This is a genomic window from Marinobacter iranensis (assembly GCF_029207565.1).
GTDB classification, from domain to species: Bacteria; Pseudomonadota; Gammaproteobacteria; order Pseudomonadales; family Oleiphilaceae; genus Marinobacter; species Marinobacter iranensis.
Map to the genome: position 1 here is coordinate 1 of NZ_JANCMW010000092.1, position 279 is coordinate 279.

General features: G+C 67.0%; 1 protein-coding gene. It reads left to right on the forward strand.

The annotated features are described in order from the left end of the window. Nucleotides 1-279 (forward strand): hypothetical protein (locus NLU14_RS21570; protein ID WP_275710488.1); only part of this gene is annotated, 279 nt, incomplete at both ends.

A 279-nucleotide genomic window follows, 5' to 3' on the forward strand; every position in this document is an offset into this window, starting at 1 on the left:
CGCTTCAGCTTCTTCTGGGAGCATTTCAACGAGAATGACGACCGCGCGCGCACCGGCAAGCAGCTCTGCACGCGCGGCGAGACGCCGCAGAAGATCGACTATACCGACCGGAACGGCGTCGCCCAGTCGCAGCCCGTGGTCGGCGCGTGGAGCATTGGCGCGCTGACGCCGGGATGCCAGCAAAAGACCCTCTATTCCGACGCCGCCTATGGCGTGCCCAACGGCCGCGGATTTCCGATCGTGACGGCGCTCACCCTGGCACTGGCCGGAAACCGGGGG